Origin of the sequence: Budvicia diplopodorum (assembly GCF_009800925.1) — a bacterium.
Lineage (GTDB): Bacteria > Pseudomonadota > Gammaproteobacteria > Enterobacterales > Enterobacteriaceae > Budvicia > Budvicia diplopodorum.
On record NZ_WOYF01000019.1, the window covers coordinates 19,315 to 36,491 of the forward strand.

18 protein-coding genes are annotated in these 17,177 nt (G+C 48.5%); 14 read left to right on the forward strand and 4 right to left on the reverse strand.

The features are described 5' to 3' along the window. Positions 1-137: 137 nt before the first annotated feature. The 4 genes from agp to GVI43_RS14180 all read left to right on the forward strand — a co-directional run bounded on the left by agp (position 138) and on the right by GVI43_RS14180 (position 4,933). Positions 138-1,412: a bifunctional glucose-1-phosphatase/inositol phosphatase gene (gene agp, locus GVI43_RS14165; RefSeq protein WP_159567507.1), complete on the forward strand. Its 1,275-nt coding sequence runs from the start codon at positions 138-140 to the stop codon at positions 1,410-1,412. A gap of 216 nt (positions 1,413-1,628) precedes the next feature. Continuing rightward, positions 1,629-2,063: a hypothetical protein gene (locus tag GVI43_RS14170; protein ID WP_159567508.1), complete on the forward strand. Its 435-nt coding sequence runs from the start codon at positions 1,629-1,631 to the stop codon at positions 2,061-2,063. 539 nt (positions 2,064-2,602) lie between these two features. Next, positions 2,603-2,929, forward strand: coding sequence for a YggL family protein (locus GVI43_RS14175; RefSeq protein ID WP_159567509.1), 327 nt, complete (start codon positions 2,603-2,605; stop codon positions 2,927-2,929). A 351-nt stretch (positions 2,930-3,280) separates the two neighbouring features. Beyond that, positions 3,281-4,933, forward strand: a complete 1,653-nt coding sequence (locus tag GVI43_RS14180) for a putative transporter (RefSeq protein WP_159567510.1) — start codon at positions 3,281-3,283, stop codon at positions 4,931-4,933. Between the two features lie 165 nt (positions 4,934-5,098). Here the strand turns inward: GVI43_RS14180 and GVI43_RS14185 are convergent, their stop codons facing one another. From GVI43_RS14185 to GVI43_RS14195, 3 genes are read right to left on the reverse strand one after another with little or no spacing between them, the layout of a single operon-like run. Then, complete coding sequence (locus tag GVI43_RS14185; protein ID WP_159567511.1) at positions 5,099-5,581, reverse strand: GNAT family N-acetyltransferase; 483 nt, start codon at positions 5,579-5,581, stop codon at positions 5,099-5,101. 42 nt (positions 5,582-5,623) lie between these two features. After that, complete coding sequence (locus tag GVI43_RS14190) at positions 5,624-6,610, reverse strand: 5'-nucleotidase (protein WP_159567512.1); 987 nt, start codon at positions 6,608-6,610, stop codon at positions 5,624-5,626. Between the two features lie 48 nt (positions 6,611-6,658). Further along, positions 6,659-6,976 carry a hypothetical protein gene (locus GVI43_RS14195; protein ID WP_159567513.1) on the reverse strand — a complete coding sequence of 106 codons (318 nt, stop codon included), beginning with the start codon at positions 6,974-6,976 and terminating at the stop codon, positions 6,659-6,661. Between the two features lie 408 nt (positions 6,977-7,384). Between GVI43_RS14195 and GVI43_RS14200 the strand changes: the two genes are divergently transcribed. The 4 genes from GVI43_RS14200 to GVI43_RS14215 all read left to right on the forward strand — a co-directional run bounded on the left by GVI43_RS14200 (position 7,385) and on the right by GVI43_RS14215 (position 10,531). Further along, positions 7,385-8,740, forward strand: coding sequence for a PTS transporter subunit EIIC (locus GVI43_RS14200; protein WP_159567546.1), 1,356 nt, complete (start codon positions 7,385-7,387; stop codon positions 8,738-8,740). Between the two features lie 60 nt (positions 8,741-8,800). Further along, positions 8,801-9,601, forward strand: a complete 801-nt coding sequence (locus GVI43_RS14205) for a sulfite exporter TauE/SafE family protein (protein ID WP_159567514.1) — start codon at positions 8,801-8,803, stop codon at positions 9,599-9,601. Positions 9,602-10,050: 449 nt separating this feature from the next. Next, complete coding sequence (locus tag GVI43_RS14210; RefSeq protein ID WP_159567515.1) at positions 10,051-10,233, forward strand: hypothetical protein; 183 nt, start codon at positions 10,051-10,053, stop codon at positions 10,231-10,233. Next, complete coding sequence (locus tag GVI43_RS14215) at positions 10,226-10,531, forward strand: helix-turn-helix domain-containing protein (RefSeq protein WP_159567516.1); 306 nt, start codon at positions 10,226-10,228, stop codon at positions 10,529-10,531. Before GVI43_RS14210 ends, GVI43_RS14215 begins: the two co-directional genes overlap by 8 nt. 18 nt (positions 10,532-10,549) lie before the next feature. Here the strand turns inward: GVI43_RS14215 and GVI43_RS15970 are convergent, their stop codons facing one another. Further along, on the reverse strand, positions 10,550-10,678 hold the full coding sequence (locus GVI43_RS15970; protein WP_281351012.1) for a hypothetical protein: 129 nt from the start codon (positions 10,676-10,678) through the stop codon (positions 10,550-10,552). Positions 10,679-10,853: 175 nt separating this feature from the next. On the opposite strand from GVI43_RS15970, the gene rdgC reads away from it, so the two are divergent. From rdgC to baeR, 6 genes are all read left to right on the forward strand, one after another. Further along, positions 10,854-11,765 (forward strand): recombination-associated protein RdgC, encoded by a 912-nt coding sequence (gene rdgC / locus GVI43_RS14220; protein WP_159567517.1) that lies wholly within the window; start codon positions 10,854-10,856, stop codon positions 11,763-11,765. A 167-nt stretch (positions 11,766-11,932) separates the two neighbouring features. Continuing rightward, on the forward strand, positions 11,933-12,730 hold the full coding sequence (locus GVI43_RS14225) for a hypothetical protein (protein ID WP_159567518.1): 798 nt from the start codon (positions 11,933-11,935) through the stop codon (positions 12,728-12,730). After that, positions 12,727-13,209 carry a FidL-like protein gene (locus GVI43_RS14230; protein WP_159567519.1) on the forward strand — a complete coding sequence of 161 codons (483 nt, stop codon included), beginning with the start codon at positions 12,727-12,729 and terminating at the stop codon, positions 13,207-13,209. The genes GVI43_RS14225 and GVI43_RS14230 overlap by 4 nt, the downstream gene beginning before the upstream one ends. A 356-nt stretch (positions 13,210-13,565) precedes the next feature. Then, entirely contained in the window at positions 13,566-14,972 is a 1,407-nt protein-coding gene (gene mdtD / locus GVI43_RS14235) for a multidrug transporter subunit MdtD (protein ID WP_159567520.1), read from the forward strand. 51 nt (positions 14,973-15,023) lie between these two features. Then, positions 15,024-16,436: an envelope stress sensor histidine kinase BaeS gene (gene baeS / locus GVI43_RS14240; RefSeq protein ID WP_159567521.1), complete on the forward strand. Its 1,413-nt coding sequence runs from the start codon at positions 15,024-15,026 to the stop codon at positions 16,434-16,436. Then, entirely contained in the window at positions 16,433-17,143 is a 711-nt protein-coding gene (baeR, locus tag GVI43_RS14245; protein WP_159567522.1) for an envelope stress response regulator BaeR, read from the forward strand. Before baeS ends, baeR begins: the two co-directional genes overlap by 4 nt. Positions 17,144-17,177: the final 34 nt, after the last annotated feature.

The window sequence follows — 17,177 nt, forward strand, 5'->3', positions numbered from 1 at the left end:
ACGGCTATGATAGCTAACGATAATGGCTAGAAGATCTGTAATTGTCAGAACAAAGATGATGCACGAAGCACCATTACTGATAAAACGTCTGGTTGATGCTCTTCTATACCTTCCGTCATAAATAAAAGGATCTATCTATGAAAGTGTTTAATTATCGGAATATTCTGTTTTTGCTTCCCGTTCTTGCCCCTTTACCCGCCGCTGCGGTGGTCGCCAACGATGGCTACCGGTTAGAACAAGTACTAATGTTTAGCCGGCACGGGCTCAGAACTCCGTTAGCCAACTCAGGTAGCCTATTGGCTCAGTCAACGCCAAAAAAATGGCCGCAATGGGACACTCAAGGCGGATATCTAACGCCGAAAGGCGGCGTTCTTGAAAGCTACTTTGGTAAGTATGTTAACGACTGGATGGTCAATGAAGGGCTATTTAGCAAAGACAAATGCCCGACTAACGACGAGGTTGTGGCCTATGCTAACAGCCTGCAAAGAACCATCGCCACCGCGCAATATTTTGTTCTCGGTGCGTTCCCCGGCTGTGACGTAAAAGTCTATCATCAGCCCGGTATTGGCATTATGGATCCCACGTTTAACCCGGTGATTAAAAATAACTCTGCCGAACTCACACAAACCGCATTAAATTCAATGAATAAGATTGCGGGAAAAAATGGCTTAGCCGGGCTGAATCAGCGATTAAAGCCGTCCTACGATTTACTGGCTAAAATTATTGATTATAAAAACGCCCCGGTTTGCCTGACGCAAAACCATTGCAATTTAGCCGCTGAACCGTCTGAATTTTCGCTAGTAAACGATAAAGAGCCAGCGGTGACAGGGTCACTTCGAATCGGCACCTCCATTTCTGATGCCTTTATTTTGCAGTATTACGAAGGTTTTCCGCTTAATGATATTGCCTGGGGCAACATTAAAACGGATAAAGAGTGGAAAATGCTGGCATCAATTAAAGACTATTATGGCGAAGTGCTATTCGGTTCACCTGAAGTGGCTAAAAATATTTCAGCCCCGTTAATCAACTATATTAGCGCCAAACTAATCAGCACTGACGGTCACAATAACTCTCAGCCCAAGTTTAACCTGTTAGTCGGACACGACTCTAACGTGTCGTCGATATTATCCGCGCTGAAGATAAAAGCGTATCAACTGCCCGGCCAGTTTGAAAGAACCCCCATCGGCGGCAAGATCGTATTTGAGCGCTGGACAGAAAAATCCAGCGGTAAACCATTAATAAAAATAGAATACCTTTATCAAACTAAAGACCAACTCCGCAATGGGGACAAGCTGAGTATGACTAATCCGCCTAAGCGTGTGGTGCTGGAAATGCAGGATTGCCCGATCGATGTTAATGGTTTCTGCAAGTTTGATGATTTTAAAAAAGCGATAGACGCGGCGAGTAAGTAGCGTGGGTAAGCCAACCGCGTCAATGAGTATCCGTATATAAGGGGCCTTGTGGCTCCTTAGGCTGCTGGCAATCAGCATTATTTATTTCATTAAAAAGCGGATTGACCACCAATTAAATCCTCTGAGGCTAATCATTTTAATTTATACTTATCGTTCAAACATCGTGAATAGTTGAAACTTATGCTAAAAAAAATAATAACCGCGGCGGTCATTGCATTGAGTCTATCTATTGTCTCTATGGCCTACGCCCAGTCAGAACCATCCAGTCCAGACAGTAATTATCATTTTGATAAACATGATGATTTCAAAATTTTCTGGCAAGACTTTCAAAAGGCCGTTCTTCAGAAAGATAAAGCGGCCATTGCTAAAATGATGAACTACCCGTTCAGCGACTATGAACATTCTCCGCTGATCTTCCTGAATGAAGCGGAGTTTTTGGCTCAGTACGATGAGCTGTTCAACGCCAAAATGGTTAAGCTGATAGAGACCAATCAGTATCGTCAGGGCGACCCCGAACAGGAAGATATGGCCGATACAACTGGCCCCGATGGCTATGTTATCGAACATGAAAACAGCGACGATGGTTATAATCTCGTGATAGAGAAAATCGACGGCGTGTATAAATTAGTCCGTATCGCCTTCTATTCTTAAACCCGACTCTTCCCGTCATTTCACCATTAAGGTTAACGAACTATCGTAACCTTAATGGTGCTGACTACGTCGCTCAATTGGATAACTCCACTAAACCATCTACCGAGCGGCGTAATGGTCAATTCCCTCTGGTTTATTTCCCGCTTTAGTATTAATAAATTTTATATTCAAACCCCTTGCATATGCTTCATATGAGGTCTTAACTAATAAAAGTATTCCAAAGGAGGACGCTATGAGCCATGACGCAAAGAAAAAACCGTTAAAAACCCCAGAGGAAAAACGCCACGAGAAGCGAGAGAAAAAACACCCTCATGAAGAGGATTCGAAAGATTCGGGCAATAAGAGAAAGTAGCTATTGTAGTACCCTAAACCCGGCGAACTGACCGGGTTTATTCTATCTAACGTTGACGATATCCAGCATGGCAAAAAAGCTTAAACAATCCGGTATTAAATCCGTCCGCCAGGACTATTATTTTTCCTTTGGCTGGACGCTGCCCTCTGCGGCAGGTAATATCCCTTTTTTTTAAAAGGATCAAGTTATGGCTATCGCCCGCAGTCGTCGTTTACGTAAAAAATTACACCTTGATGAGTTTCAGGAAATCGGTTTTACCGTTAACTGGAATTTTGCCGAAGGTGCTACCACCGAATCTATTGATAACTTTCTAAATACCTTCATTAAAGAAGTCGTTGAACCTAACGGCCTGGGCTTTGGTGGCAGCGGCTATTTAGACTGGGAAGGCATTATCTGTTTGCAACAAGTCGGCAAATGCACCGAAGAACACCGTAAGCTGATTGCTGACTGGTTAACCAACAAAGGCATGGCCAACGTTGAAACCAGCGAACTGTATGATATTTGGTGGGAATAATCGCTTTCCGGCTTCTTGACCATAGCTAACTATTATAGCTAACGCCCCCGGCGGTTAACCTCTTATTCTTAACCGCCAAATTTCTTTGATAACGCCCGTTTAGCGCGCTATCTTGCATTTTAAGTGAATCGTTTTGCCTCTCGCCACTTGAATAGCTAGAAACATCCGCAAGTATATTGATACATATCAAATTATTCACAGGATCGTTCCTGATTTCGACGCTTCAGTCACATTATCCCTTTCGGTTTTCACTATGATTAATCTGGCTATAGCGCTTTAACGGATTGGTATTCGCGCGATTAACTAAACCAATACCAACGCCCAAAGATAAATCTCGCAAGGAACGTAACAATGAGTAATATTGCCCTGACGGTGAGCATATTGGCGTTGGTTGCCGTACTCGGTTTATGGATTGGTAGCTGGACAGTTCGCGGCATCGGTTTGGGCATTGGCGGAGTGCTGTTTGGCGGCATTATCGTCGGCCACTTCACCCATAAATACCAGATTGTTTTAGACAGCAATATGCTGCACTTTATTCAGGAATTTGGCTTAATCCTGTTCGTTTATACCATTGGGATTCAGGTCGGTCCCGGCTTCTTTTCATCCCTCAGGCGTTCAGGATTGAGGCTCAACGGCTTTGCCTGCCTGCTGGTACTGATTGGCTGTCTGGTGACTGCCGGGCTATATAAAGCGTTTGATATTCCGCTACCGATTATTCTGGGCATATTCTCTGGCGCAGTCACTAACACCCCATCGCTGGGCGCTGGCCAGCAGGTGCTGACCGATCTTCATGCTAACGGCCAGTTAATCGATCGGATGGGCATGGCCTATGCGATGGCCTATCCTTTCGGCATCTGCGGTATTCTGTTCGTGATGTGGATTATCAGGCTGATATTTAAAATTAATATCGAAAAAGAAGCTAAAGATTTTGATCAACTGTCGGGGGCGTCCACCGATAATCTGCAAACCATGAACATTCAGGTCTGCAACGCTAACCTGAACGGGCTACAGCTACAGGCAATTCCGATTATCAGCGATGAAGGGGTGATCTGCTCGCGCCTGAAGCGCGATAATCTGTTAATGGTCCCTTCTGCAAATACCGTGATCCAAATGGGCGACCTGTTGCACTTAGTCGGCGACAGGAACTTGTTAAGCCAGGCCAAGCTGCTGATTGGTAATGAAGTAGACGTTTCGCTCTCTACCCGTACCAGCGATCTGCAAATGGCCCGGGTGGTCATTACCAGTGACAAAGTGGTGGGCAAAAAAATCGTCGATCTCAAGCTTCCTAGCTATGATGTGGTCATTTCGCGCATCAACCGCGCTGGCGTAGAGCTGATTCCGGGGCGCAGCGTGTCTCTGCACTTTGGCGATATCGTCAACCTAGTGGGTAAACCGTCTTCTATTGATACCGTGGCAGACATTCTGGGCAACGCTCAGCAAAAGCTTCAGCAGGTACAGATGCTGCCGGTGTTTATCGGCATTGGCCTTGGCGTACTGCTGGGCTCCATTCCGCTGTTTATTCCCGGTTTCCCTGCCGCGCTGCGCCTAGGCTTGGCCGGTGGTCCGCTGGTGGTCGCACTGATCCTTGGCCGGATAGGCAGCATCGGTAAACTGCACTGGTTTATGCCGCCCAGCGCCAACCTTGCCCTGAGAGAGTTAGGAATTGTACTGTTCTTGTCGGTGGTCGGATTTAAATCGGGAGCCAGCTTTATCGACACCCTGATTAACGGCGATGGCGTAGTGTGGATGGGATACGGCGCGCTGATTACCGTTATCCCGCTGCTGATCGTCGGTTTTCTAGCCCACAGGCTGGCTAAGATGAACTACCTGGTTATCTGTGGCCTACTGGCGGGTTCGATGACCGATCCACCGGCGCTGGCCTTCGCTAACGGCATGCACCCTACCAGCGGTGCCGCGGCCCTCTCCTACGCCACGGTTTACCCGCTGGCGATGTTCCTGAGGATCATGGCACCGCAGATTCTAGCGCTGATGTTTTGGATTTAAATTTTGGATTTTAAATACGTCTGAAGGCTGGTTACAGTGATATGGCTCAGCTTAATTATTAAAAAATGATTCCTGTCGTCATCCCGTTGGGGTGACGACATCGTAGGCTGACATGGTGTACAAATGCTTAACTAACCATCAGCCTCTTTATTTCAATGCTCTATTCTAAATCTTCTTCTGCCAGAACATCGCCTTACCCATTTCCGGATCTAACTCATAACCAGCAAAGCCGAACTTCTGGTAGCTACCTTTAGCAACGTCGTTGCCCTGCAGCACTTCCAGCGTCAGCTTGCAGCAGCCTTTGGCCTTGGCGTGTTGTTCAACCTTATCCAACATTTTCTGACTCAGACCTAAACCGCGAAATTGACCGTCAACCACCACATCGTGAATATTCACCAGCGGTTTACAGGCAAAGGTTGAGAAGCCAAAGAAGCCGTTAATCAGACCAGCCGGTTTGCCGTCAACGTAGGCCAATACGCTAAAAGCGTGGGACAACTTAGCCAGCTCGGCCACCAGGCTATTTTTTACCTGAGGCGTTAGCGCTTCACCGCCACCCATTGGGTCAAGCGCGTAGTTATTTAACAGTTCGACTAAATCTTTTCCCTGATCGGCATTGGTGTAATCTGCCACAATGATATTGATGCTCATAGCGAATGGCTTCCAGTTGATTAACTAATAAATATAAAACTACTACTTCTTCAATTGCCGAACCTTTCCACTCATCACGCTCTTCAGCACCGAACCACTGGGGTAAAGCACCTTGGCGGAAGGAACGTCGGCCGCTGCGGGGTCCAGATGGGCATCCTGATCGTCGAAAAAGATATGGGGATTAAACGCCTTTAGAAAACGGGCTTTTTGTAATCCACCCAAAAAGAAAATCTCATCAACGTAAACGCCCCAGCTTCTTAAGGTATTAATCACCCGCATCTCAGCCGGGCTATTTCTGGCGGTGATCAAGGCAATGCGCACCGGCGAATATTCAATACGCCCCGGTAGCCTTTCCTGTATTTTGGATAGCTTAATCAGCAGCTTAGCGTGGGGTCCCGGACTGAGTGGGATATCCTGCTGGTCATCTTCAGAGCGATGAAACGCACTTAGCCCGTGGGTTTGATTAATCAGTTCGCTGGCGTCATCAAACACTACCGCATCACCGTCAAAGGCAAACCGCACCTGAGTTTCAGTACCTTGAAACGCCTGCTTGGGCGGCGGCCGCATCACCGCGGCGGCGCACTGATTTGAATCAATCACCCGCTGAGCATCGTCTTCGCTGGTGGTGAGGAATAAATCCACATAAAACGCTTCAAGGTAATTGGTCACCGGCTCGCCGGCGGTAAAGGCGGAGCGGGTAATATTCAACCCACGGCGACGGATCTCTTTCAACACTCGATATCCGGTTTCCGGACTGTTTCGCGATACCACCACCACTTCCACAATCGGCAGCGGATCGTCGGCTCTTTTATGGTTGTTTAAGGCTAGCAGCGCTTTAACCAGCGGCATACCGGTGCCATCGTCCAACGGCGTCGACTCGTTGTCCAGCATATAGCGGCGATAGTTATCCATCGCTGAGTCAGGGTCGGCTATCCGCTGTTGATTGAACACCTTATCGGCATTTGATAGCTCAAACAGCGCGGTTGCTGATATGCCAATAACCAGCGTTTCCGAGAGATCGATTGCCATAGCGTTCCTTTATTATTCGCGTGTTAGCCGAAGCTCGGCGAATAACAGTTAAATAAAGCAACTGCCAAAATTATCGCCCATGCTGTCTGAGAAGTGGCTGAATTCAGCCCAGCAGGCGTCAAGATCTTCATTTTTAACGGTGACTGCAAGCTTTTCTAACGCGGCGGCGATTTCCGGGCAGCTATCAAAATGGTCTTGATTAAGCTGGCGCAATTCAGGAAGAATTCGGTCGGTAATATCTGCCTTCAGCTCATCCTGCTGCTCCGGGCCCCGATCTTGCATTTGGCTAAGAACGTCACGGATTTGGTCTTCCAGTACTGCGGCTTTAAAGATATATTCGGTTTTAGGGTTATCCAGATCGAGCATCGCTTGTCCTTTTACAATAAACGCATGGCAGATTTAGCGCTTAATATAACTAATCCACCTCAAAACCATAAAGAAAAATAGTCATATCAGGCCGATTTTTGGCGATTCGGCTTTACCTTGCGTTACTCTAGCTTAAAAATGTGATCGATATTAAATATATTCTGATTGGCTTTTTCTATTGCCCAGTCATCATTGAAATTATATTTCAATAGCGCAAGATACATAAACCAAGGCTTGCCCATCCTGATGCTTGAACCTGAGGTCAGCGTAAAAACGGCAAAAAATATTGCCGGGCAACAAAATTTTCGTTCCCTGCAACGGCAGCTCGGTCATAATGCCGCTTCTCGTTAGCGGTTTCAAACACTCGACTAACCAATGCCCGACACTCTCCTGATTAAGTTGGAAACCATGGCTCAAAAAATTGAACATCTGGACTTACTGGCTCAGCACATAGAAAAATACGTTGGCGGGCTCGACAACGTGGCTACGCTGGCCCACTGCATGACGCGCATTCGTATCGTACCCAAAGATACGGCCAAAGTTGATATGGAAGGAATGAAGAAGTTCGACGGCGTAAAAGGCGCGATTATCAGCGGCGACCAGTATCAGATAATTGTCGGAATGGGTACCGCCGCCAAAGTATTTACCCGCTTAAATAAACGCTTTCAGGGCGACAATGGCAATGGTGACATTGTCACTGAAATAGCCAAGCCATTTTCTATTCGTCGAATGTTAACCACCCTGTCGGCCATCTTTGTACCGACCATTCCGGCGCTGATTGGCTGCGGCCTGATCCTCGGGTTAGTCAACGTCATTCGTTTAGTCGCCCCCGGCAGCGTTGAGCAATTCCCCGAACTGTTTAAGCTGCTAAAGCTGATTGGCAGCGCCGTGTTTGCCTATCTGTCCATTATGATCGGTATGAACACCGCCAAAGAGTTGGGTGCTTCAACCTCAATTGGTGCAGTAATGGCCGGTATTCTCGCCCTGCCCGGTCTGGCTGACATTACCCTGTTTGGTGAAAAGCTGATGCCCAACAGCGGCGGCATTTTTGCCGTGCTGATGGTGGTGGTGTTCTCATCCAAATTTGAAGTTTGGTTTCGCAGTAAGATTTGGGAAAGCCTCGACCTTATCGTCACGCCGTTTGTCACTATTCTGGTTTCCGCTTTTGTCGCGTTAACCATCTTCCAGCCAATTGCCCATTTTTTAAACCAGTGGCTGGGCACCGGGGTATCTTTCGCGCTATTAAGCAACGACGGCAGCGCGGTTGCCCTCGGCGGCGTGCTGGGCGGTAGCTTCTTATTCTTAGTGTTAACCGGCTTGCATCAGGGGCTCATCCCGGTTCACGCCGAAATACTACAAACCTTCGGCCTGAACTATCTGTTCCCGATATTAGCCATGGGCGGTATGGGTCAGGTTGGCGCTTGCCTGTGGGTGTTCCTGCGCACTAAAAATAAACGCTTAAAGAAAACCTTAATGGGTGCCCTGCCGGTCGGTATTTTTGGCGTGGGTGAACCACTGCTGTTTGGCGTTTCACTGCCGCTGGGTAAACCGTTTATCGCCGGCTGTATCGGCGGTGCCTTTGGTGGTGCTACGGTAGCGTTCTTTAAGGTCGGCATTATTATTCCGTTTGGTACCGCCGGTTTATCGTTAATTCCGCTGGTTGGCGACGGGCAGATTTTCCCTTTCCTAATTTCAGTACTGGTTGCCTGGGTAGTCGGCTTTATTGCCAGTATGTGTCTGGGCTTTACCGATCCGGAGCAATAGGAAAAACGCCGTGTCAACGCTAAACGTACGGTTAGAATACATGCTGCGCGGTAATCGGTAATGACGTTATGGCTACTGGGTGAATTACTGATTGGTGCAGCGCTGGGGCTGGTGATTAGCACCACCGGCGTCGGCGGTGGCGTGCTGGTATTGCCCGTGCTGACCTACATGTTCGGCATGGATGCACTGGCCGCCGTCGCCACCGCTAACCTACTATCGATGCTGATGAAAATTTCATCCACCGGTATGCACTTTCGCTTAGGCAATATTGAGCTAAAACGTTCGCTGGCTATTCTGGCCGTTATGCTGCCCAGCACGCTGATAGCCAGCTACGGCATAACCTTGCTGGCCCGCGTTGCCGCATGGCACCGCTACGTTCAGTTCGGCATTAATACCTTAATTGTATTGGCCATTGCCCTGTCGCTGTTTATCTTCTGCACCCGCCTGTTTCGCCCGGAAAAGCTGGCCCATCAGCAGCCTGAAATGCCACGGCACGGCATCAGCGGTTTTATTCTTCCGGGCGCCTGCGCTGGCATCACGATTGGCACCACCGGCGTTGGCGGCGGCGTAGTGATGTTACCGATTTTGATTAAATACGCCGGTATGAATATCAAGCAGGCCATCGGCACTTCGGTATTCGTTACCATGCTGCTATCGGGTGCCTCTGCGCTGGCCTACGGTCAGGGCGGGTTCACCGACGTTCATTTAGCCATAGTACTGGGGCTTGGTTCTATCCTGACCATTCCGCTGGCGAAATACCTGCTTAAAACCGTATCGGAGCGCACATTTCAGTGGGTTACCTTTGGGTTTATTGTCTGTAGCGCGATGACGATGCTGTATCGGGTGATTGTGCCGGGGTGATGGTTGGGAAAGCTAATTTTGAACTTAACGTAGTCGTAGCCCTTCATTCCGGTCTTTTCTGGTCGTTATTCCGTTGAAAAACGGGATGACGACAGGAGGATTTGAGGGGTTTGGGGGTTGAGGTATTCCCAGCCCGCCTTTTTTGCGATCCATTTCCAGAATCTTAAATTCTCTTTCTCTTTTCTACGTTGTTTAATTGACTGTATTACTGTCTATCCATACAGTTGTTGTGCGCGTATTTACTCGCGCATAAAACAAAACCCCGCAGTGGTGGAACACTAACGGGGTTTCTAACCACAACGTTATCAAAGGTAACACCATGGCTGCGAAACAGCATACTGAAACTCGCTCTTTATTTACACGGAATTTTCTATCGAATAGTCGATCTGCCTCGAAGATTTTTATTTTAGCGTCAGCACGTTACTCTATTTTTATGGGAGGGAGATCCCATGTTTAACTTAATAGATAACGCGCCGCTAAATGCGGCCGAGCTGGCTGAACAGTGCTTTGCTTTAACCTATATATTGTCGGGTATTGAACACCCGGCATTAAGAGAATCGCTAATATTTGTTGTGCTGGAAAAACAGAGCACATTGTTATCTCTACTGTCGCCGGGAGCTGAACATGAATAAATCCATTACCGTTATTAACCAATTTGGGCGTTCAATAAAACCTAAACCCGACTGGCACACTGCCGATATCATCGCCGCACTGCACAAAAAAGGCACCACGTTAGCTGCGGTGTCGCGCTTAGCCGGGCTGAGTTCATCTACGCTGGCGAATGCGCTATCTCGCCCTTGGCCCAAGGGTGAATCACTGATAGCCAGTGCAATAAACGTACACCCATCGGAGATATGGCCTAGCCGCTATTACGACCCGGTAACGGGTAAACTGAAACCGCGTAGGGCCAAAGAGGCAATCGGCGGTTAATCCGTTTGCCGGGTCGCGTTAATAAACCACCTTTTCCGGCTCAGTATCCATTGGTAAGCTAACATCGAGGTCCCGACTTTGGTCGGGATAACCAGCGCTTAGCCACCATAGCAACCGGTTAAATTTGTCGAGTTCCCTTACGCGCATCCCCCCATCCTTCATGGGTCTCAAAAAACCTCAAAAGATTTACCCAACCAACGTTGGCTTATTTCCCCTATTTACCAGTCTAATAGCGACAACCCTAGTTGCGATTGGTTATGATGGCGACTATGTTTTTACTTATAACCAATAAAGAGCGTCGCTCTTTTTAACGGAAGTGAATATGTTGTGGTTTAAAAATTTAATTATCTATCGCCTTAGCCGTGAAACTCACCTGTCTGCCGATGAGATGGAAACTCAGCTAAAGGCGCTTACTTTCAGCCCTTGCGGTAGCCAGGATATGGCGAAAACCGGTTGGGTTTCACCTATGGGTTCTCACAGCGATTCGCTGACCCATAGCACCGGCAGTCAGATAATGATCAGCGCGCGTAAAGAAGAAAAAATTCTGCCCGCACCGGTAATTAAACAGGCTCTTCAGGCCAAAATAGAAAAGCTGGAAGCAGAACAGCATAGAAAGCTTAAAAAAACCGAAAAAGATGCGCTAAAAGATGAAGTACTTCATTCTCTGCTGCCGCGCGCGTTTAGCCGTTTTAACCAAACTAACGTATGGATTGATACCGCTAACGGCCTGATTATGGTCGACGCCGCCAGCGCTAAGCGCGCAGAAGATACTCTAGCGCTGCTGCGTAAAAGCCTGGGGTCGCTGCCGGTGGTGCCGCTAACCCTTGAGAGCCCTATCGAACTCACGTTGACCGAATGGGTCCGTTCAGGCCAGTTACCGGCAGGTTTCATTTTGCAGGATGAAGCCGAATTGAAGGCTATACTTGAAGGCGGCGGTATTATCCGCTGTAAAGCACAAGAGCTGATATGTGACGAAATTGCCGCTCATATTGAAGCCGGTAAGCTGGTGACCAAACTGGCTCTAGAATGGCAAGAACGCGTTCAGTTCGTATTAGCCGATGACGGCAGCCTTAAACGACTGAAATTTACCGAAACCGTACGCGAACAAAACCAAGATATTGATAAAGAAGATTTCAACGCCCGTTTTGACGCGGACTTCACGCTGATGACCGGTGAACTCGCAGCGCTGATCAAAGAGTTAATTGACGCGTTGGGCGGGGAACAAACCGCATAAGTAGCCGTAAACGATGGGGGTAGTTAGCTACCCCCACGTATAAAAAACCAACGCGTTGGCTTTTTATTTAAGTCTAAGTTTAGCCTTTAATTTGATATTTTAATGTGTAAAATAGCCAACCTCTCAGTTAAACGTACCATTTATTTACTGAATCAATGGGGGATTGTTTGCATAACTACATTATTAATGGCCGGATATTATTTGATACCTTCACCGGGGAATTAAGCCGTTTAGATAACCCTAAGCGACTGACTACCCTCAGTAATAATGCCGCACGCTTATTAATGTATTTAATCGACAGCGGCTATCAGATCGTTCCTTTGGAACAACTGTCAGCTCAGATAAAAAACAACAATATCCCTACCAATACAGATTTAGTTGCTGCAGAAATAAAACATATCGCTGAGTCGTTTGGTCGTATTAACGAATTGGAACAGATACTCGTTACCTACCCTCATAGCGTTCAGCTTTCTACCGACGTTGAGCTAACGGTGGTTACCAGTAACCGTACGTTTGACGATAATAGCGAAAAGAAGCCTCATATCGCCCAAGAACGGCTGTTGCATCCGATACTCACAAAACACGGCGACGACCAGCCTTCATCGCGTCCGAAGGTCAGTAGCTTTGTCTGGTACTACGTCCGTATCGCTTTAATCATCACGCTGTTTATGTTTCTGCTCTATTTTTCATCACACCTGTTTTCATCAAAGCCAAGCTATTTTTCTGATTACCATTTTCAGGACAAATACAATGCCTGCAATGTGTATATTCATAACCAGAAACCTACCGTTCTGCCGCATCTGAAAATGCGCCTTGAGCAGTTTCAGATCCCCTGCGATACGCCCAAGAATATCTATTTCAGTTTGTCCGCCGATGACAAACGTGAATCGATACAGGTATGTAATAGCGATCCCGAAGATGGTAATCAGCCCTGTACTAATTTTTACGTGGTGAAAGTTAAATGAAAAACAACAAGCTGTATGCGATTATTGTATTAATCATGACGGTCGTATTCTTTGGCGAACTCTACCTGATCTATCGCGATCGCCTAGACAGCTTTACCTGTTCATCAAACATCACTTACCTGTATGAAAAATCGAATCAGGAAAATGAAGCCGAGCTACAAAGCAACATGCATTTCACTTTTGATAACAATAAAGGGGAGAACGTGATTACCGGCCATTTGAGCGTTAACGATAAAGACTACGTTATTGACCGCAAGGTTCTGTTTGATTACACCAAAAGCAAAATCAATAGCTATGTGTTAGTGGCCACCGATATCTTGCTCGGTAGTAAGGATAATTTGCCCAAAGATTTAGCCGAGCGTTATCTTTACCGGTTTAGCACCGAACGCCATGAATCTACGCATTTGACCATTCACTATATGAATAATGGCAAGAAGCTGTTTTCCAGCAGTACGTTACCCTACTTCATTTGTGAATAACGTTTGGCGGCCAAGGACGGCGTGACGTTGGCAAACAACGTTAACCGATTTAAACTGACGCTTCATGACATAACCATTACGTGACTATGACGTAACTTCCATATTTACTTCATTATTTTTCTTTTCGGACAGGCTATAATTGTCGCGATATGACAATACCTAGCGGCCCAGCAAGGGTATTACGCTTTAGCCTGTTTAACCGAGCTCCCCTACATGATGCGTGCACAACTTAAACGTTTAATTCGTCCATTACCGTTGGTGGCACTGGCTATCATCAGTACAAAGTGGTGATGGACGCGAGTTAGGATCGAATTAAACGATGTTGTCATCTATCTAAAAATAACGAGACAGTCCGTATGCCGAAAGACAGCACGCCCAACGTAAACCTACAGCTATGGATTGTGGCGCTTGGCTTTTTTATGCAATCGCTCGACACCACCATTCTCAACACGGCGCTACCGTCAATGGCGCTGAGCCTGAATGAAAGCCCGCTACAGATGCAGTCCGTGATTGTGTCATACCTTCTGACCGTCGCCGTTGGCCTTCCGGCCAGCGGATGGCTGGCGGACAGGATCGGCGTTAAGCGGGTGTTTCTTTTGGCCATTGTCCTGTTTACCCTAGGCTCCCTGCTGTGCGCCCAATCGGCAACCCTGTCTGAGCTGATTGGGTCCCGCGTTATTCAGGGCATTGGCGGCGCCATGATGGTGCCGATCGGCAGGCTAACGGTGATGAAAATCGTTCCCCGAGCCCAGTATATGGCCGCCATGACCTTTGTGACCTTACCCGGGCAGGTCGGCCCGCTAATGGGCCCGGCGCTGGGCGGTTTTCTGGTTCAATATGCCAGCTGGCATTGGATATTTCTGATTAACCTACCGGTGGGTATTATCGGTATTGTGGCAACGCTGCTGTTTATGCCTAACTATAAAATGCCGCCGCGCCCCTTTGACCTGATTGGTTTTATCCTATTAGCCATCAGCATGGCGGCCATCACCCTGTCTCTGGACGGTCATTCCGGTATGGGGCTTGCTCCGGCTACGGTGGCATTACTGTGCGTCAGCGGGGTTTGTGCTTTGGGGCTTTACTGGCTACATGCCCGACGCAGTAATTCTCCGCTGTTTGACTTGAACATGTTTAAAATCCCCACCTTTTCACTGGGGCTGAGCGGCAGTTTGTTAGCCCGTATCGGCAGCGGGATGCTTCCGTTTATGACACCGCTGTTTTTACAGGTTGGATTAGGATTCAGCCCGTTTCATGCGGGCCTGATGATGATCCCGATGATTATCGGTAGCATGAGCATCAAACGTTTGGTGGTCCAGATAGTCAATCGCTTTGGCTACCGCATCGTACTGACCTTAGCGACCTTACTGTTACCGATATTAACATTACTGATCCCAATTGTCGGCCTGCTCGGCTGGTTCCCGGTCATCCCGTTTATTTTGTTTTTGCTGGGTATGACCAACGCCGTGCGCTTCTCGACCATGAATACCTTAACCCTCAAAGACCTGCCGGACGAGTTCGCCAGCGGCGGCAATAGCCTGCTTTCCATGGTGATGCAGCTGTCAATGAGCCTGGGCGTTAGTACCGCCGGTATTCTGCTGGGGGTATTCTCACAGCATCAGGTGAATACCGGGAGTCACGAAATACAGATGGCGTTCCTGTATACCTATATGTGCGTCGGGCTATTAATGGTGATTCCAACTCTGATTTTTGCCCGGGTTCCGAAAGACAACGCCCCAAACAGTTTGCTGGATAAGCGCAGTTAGCCGCCGGTTCGGTAAAGAAATAGTCACGTTTAGCGATGGAAGCCCTGCCTGATGAAAATTGGCATTACCGGTAAGCTCTTTTTAGCCATTATGGCCACCTGTATGTTGGTGTTGATGACCATGAACTGGGGCGTTCGCTTAAGCTTTGAACGCGGCTTTACCGATTATATTAAATCCAGTAACGAGCAGCGGCTTAGCCTTTTAGCCAGCGCGCTGGCCGATCGCTATCGAACCGAAGGCAGTTGGCAATTCTTACAGCAAAACGAAAAGCTGATTTATCAGATGCTGCGCGCCATGGAGCAAAATGAAGGTGACGGCAACGCCGAGCAATCCATTCCCCCACACGGCTGGCGGGTGCCTTTTTGGGTATTTGATAACCAAAACGTGTGGCTTGCGGGCTCTTCCGCTCCGATTCCCGATCGGGCGACCCGAAAACCCATCGTGTTGAACGACAGCGTTATCGGCTGGATTGTTGCCACCCCCAGCGAAAAGCTCACCCGCAGCGCCGATATTAACTTTGCTAAACAGCAAAACCGAACCAGTTGGATGCTGGTGGCCCTCTCCACCCTGTTAGCCTTAATCGCCACGCTGCTGCTGTCACGCAGTTTACTCTCGCGGGTTAAGCGTTTAGTTGCCGGCACCCACCAGCTGGCAGCCGGTAATTTCTCCGCCCGTGTACCGGTGAGCGGCGGCGATGAGCTAGGCACATTAGCCAATGATTTTAATCAGCTGGCCAATACGCTGGAAAAAAATGAGAAAATGCGCCGGGCTTTTATTGCCGACGTCTCTCACGAACTGCGCACGCCGCTGGCAGTGTTACGGGGAGAGCTGGAAGCGATGCAAGACGGGGTTCGCCAGCTGACAACCACCTCGCTGAACTCCCTTCAGGTAGAGGTCAGTTCACTGACCAAGCTGGTTAACGACCTCCACCAGCTTTCGCTGTCTGACGTGGGCGCGCTGGCCTACCGCAAAAGTAACGTTAACGCCTGTGAACTGCTGAACCTGTCGGCTGCCGCCTACCGCGGGCGCTTTCAGGCCAAGGGCCTGACTATTGAAACGGACCTTCCTGACGATGCTATCATCTTTGGCGACCCCGATAGGCTATCCCAGCTGTTTAATAATTTGATGGAAAATAGCCTGCGCTATACCGACGGTGAAAACGCAGGCATAGCCGGTAAACTGAGCGTTACCGGTAGCCTGAACAAGGGGGCGCTGGTTTTATACTGGCAAGACTCAGCGCCCGGCGTTACCGACCAACAGCTTAGCCAAATTTTTGAACGATTCTATCGAACAGAAGTGTCCCGCAACCGCGCCAGCGGAGGCTCTGGCCTTGGGCTATCGATTTGCTGGAATATTATGGACGCTCACGGCGGTGAAATTAGCGCGGCGCATTCGCCTTTGGGCGGATTAGAAATTAAACTGGTATTTCCTCTGGTTCATGACGCAGGAACTGCTTCACTATGATAGATACCCGGTTGCCTTCCACCCTCGGTTTAGCGCCGATACTGATTGTTGAAGATGAGCCAAAGCTCGGGCAGCTTCTGATCGACTATTTACAGGCGGCCGGATATAAAACCCACCTGATTGATAACGGTAACGACGTGCTATCTTACGTCAGGCAGCACGTCCCCTCGCTGGTGTTGCTTGATCTGATGTTACCGGGCATTGACGGGTTAACCCTGTGCCGGGATATACGCCAGTTTTCCGATGTGCCGGTTATTATGGTCACGGCCAAAATTGAAGAGATAGACCGCCTTTCCGGCCTGGAACTTGGCGCCGATGACTACATTTGCAAGCCCTACAGCCCGCGCGAAGTGGTGGCCAGAGTGAAAGCCATTTTAAAACGCTGCTATCCGCCCGCCAGAGATCCACAGCCAGCGGTTAATACCGGGCTACAGCTGGATGAAGCCCAGTTCCGAGTGAGCTACAACCAAACCTCGCTGGACTTAACCGCCGCCGAATTCCGGCTATTAAAAGCGCTATCTGCTCACCCCGGGCAGGTACTATCCCGCGAATCGTTGCTGGACAATCTCTACGATGACTACCGCATAGTTACGGACCGAACCGTTGACAGCCATATTAAAAATTTACGCCGCAAGCTAGAAAGCTTTGCGCCGGAAAAAAACTTTATTCGTGCGGTATATGGCATGGGGTATCGCTGGGAGGGGTAAGCGTAGTCTTTGTAGTTACTGCCATCCACCGATT